Origin of the sequence: Sinomonas humi, from assembly GCF_000802235.1 — a bacterium.
GTDB lineage: Bacteria > Actinomycetota > Actinomycetes > Actinomycetales > Micrococcaceae > Sinomonas > Sinomonas humi.
This window is the reverse complement of record NZ_JTDL01000108.1, coordinates 1-2,039: the sequence shown is the minus strand read 5'-3', so window position 1 is coordinate 2,039 and position 2,039 is coordinate 1. Positions and strand designations below refer to the sequence as shown.

The following is a 2,039-nucleotide window of genomic DNA, read 5'->3' as shown; positions in this document are numbered from 1 at the left end:
TCAGATCGCTTCTCGCTACGGAGGCACTGGCAGACCCCGATGCGGCTGAGATCAGTGAGGCAGACGTTCGACGGGTCGCTCGGGGCATCAGAGAAGGGAAAGAGCGCCAACAGGTCTTTCCCAAGCTGACTGGCTTCTCATCTGATGTTCAAGGCGCGGGGTTGACGGTGGAGGTGCGTTTGGTAAAGACAGGAGGCTTGCCTGTTACTTACACCGCTGACCCAAATGCCGACGCCGCGGCGATCAGAACTGTGGACCTCGAGAAAAAGTTCTACATGGGACCGAACGACCTAGCCGACAGGGCGGGAGTTCCTCGAAGTAGGGCTGTGGCGCTGCGACGTCATCTGGGTCTCGAGGCCAACGACGATCACTACTCTCATAGATTTGTATTTGGTGGCACGAGCCTGATGCGGTACTCGGATAATGCGCTGCGGGCAATGAAGGACTCGGCAAAGAGGGTGGACCTGGAGCGCGTCTGGGTGGCCCACCGGACCATTCCATCTAACAAGCGGAACCAGATCGTGCCTCCATCCTGTGATCAGCCCGGATGCGTTGGAGAGTCGTGAGAGGGGCGACGCAACTGGCACTTTTGGTACCACGAGTCGGGCGAGGGGCTGGGAGCCCGAGCTGACCGAAAGCACCTCGAGGTAGCTCATCCGTCAGGGCAACCAGGCCGCGAGGTGCGCCTCGTCAGTTCGTCACGGTCGGGTCGTTCGTCGACTGGTTCATGTGGCAGGGTCTGGAGCGCGAGAGCCGTTTCTCAATGCCATCATGAAGGACCGTCGCGTCGTGCGGGAGTTCGAGGACATCGGGGACAATATGCTCTCCTTCGCCCAGGCCAAGGCGACCACTTCCGGCAACCCGCTGGTGCTGGAGAAGGCCAACGCCGACTAGGAGCACGCACGGCTGGCCCGGTTCGAGCGCGCGCACCACGGCAACCTCGCTGGGGTCGAGTTCAGGGAGTGGGCAGCTGCGAACTCGAGCGGGCATATGAGGCGGAGGCGAAGATCGTCGAGGCCGAGTTCATGCTCGGCCGGCCGTTCAAGCGCCGAGGCCCTCGCCGCCGCGCGCGCCGAGGTCGAGCGGGTCGATGCCGCGATCGCCGCGCACGCCGAGCAGGGGCCGGCTCCCGAGGCGCAGACGGATCTCGAGCGGGCCGACATGGCGAGCCTGCACGCTGCCAGCTTCCCGCCCCGGGCCGGAGCATCAGGGCATCCTCCGACGACGGCGCCAGGGCCTACCGGCCGGCCCCGCAGAGGGACGTCAGCCGAGGACGCTAGCCGCACCCCGGGGGCCTGTGTGGTGACCAGCGGCCGGGGGAGTCTGTGCACGGGCGCCGGCCGCACCGGCGACGATCCGAGGCAATGGTGACCTGGCGGCTGTGCGCAGACGGTCGGGTGGTTCCTGTCGTCCATCCTGTGTGCAGGGAAAGCCGCGGAGCGAATGGAGCTTTCGCTGTGCACAGGTGGGCGAGAGGCTACGCGGGCTGCGCGACGGGCACGGCGTCGGGCGAGGGCGCCTGCTCGGTGGTGTTCCGGCGTGTTGCGCGCTTGCGGACGCGGGCCTTCTTCTCCGGTTCCGTCAGCCCTGCGGCGCGGAGTTCCTCGGGGGTCCAGCCGGCGATGAGGGCGGCGTTCCAGCGCCGGACGTCCTCGTCCTCGGCGGCCTTCAGGGCGGCCTTGGCGTCGTCGAGCTCCTGGCGGGAGCGGACGAGGGCGCGGACGGAGTCCATGCGGGCGTCGAGGCGCTGGCGGAGGGCAGCTTCGATCTTCTGGGCGTCGAGTGAGGTGGCCATGGGACCCACCGTAACCACAGCCATCCATACCCGTGTGGAGGACACGCTGGCTTCAAGCACTCAGGTGCCGCCCGGCGGAGCAAGCTAGACGGTTATGTGCCATAACCGGTGTGTCGCTCCCGGCAGGGGCCGGGTGCTTTGACAGACTGGCGTCTGTGGCCCGCGGGTGCGGGTCGCTGCGCTGGGCATGGAAGGGCGGTGGGGCAGTGGGGGAGGAGCAGGGTTCGGGCCGTCGTTCCGGGCG

Annotated in this window: 4 protein-coding genes; 2 read left to right on the top strand and 2 right to left on the bottom strand. The window is 67.1% G+C overall.

The features are described from left to right. A partial coding sequence (locus LK10_RS22275) for a hypothetical protein (RefSeq protein WP_197061910.1) occupies positions 1 to 566 on the top strand: 566 nt, incomplete at its 5' end. Positions 567 to 771: 205 nt separating this feature from the next. Further along, positions 772 to 894, top strand: a complete 123-nt coding sequence (locus LK10_RS22845; protein ID WP_269429504.1) for a hypothetical protein — start codon at positions 772 to 774, stop codon at positions 892 to 894. 147 nt (positions 895 to 1,041) lie between these two features. Here the strand turns inward: LK10_RS22845 and LK10_RS22840 are convergent, their stop codons facing one another. Next, positions 1,042 to 1,176: a hypothetical protein gene (locus LK10_RS22840; RefSeq protein ID WP_269429503.1), complete on the bottom strand. Its 135-nt coding sequence runs from the start codon at positions 1,174 to 1,176 to the stop codon at positions 1,042 to 1,044. 301 nt (positions 1,177 to 1,477) lie between these two features. Next, positions 1,478 to 1,795 carry a hypothetical protein gene (locus tag LK10_RS10615; RefSeq protein WP_052207203.1) on the bottom strand — a complete coding sequence of 106 codons (318 nt, stop codon included), beginning with the start codon at positions 1,793 to 1,795 and terminating at the stop codon, positions 1,478 to 1,480. Positions 1,796 to 2,039 lie beyond the last annotated feature (244 nt).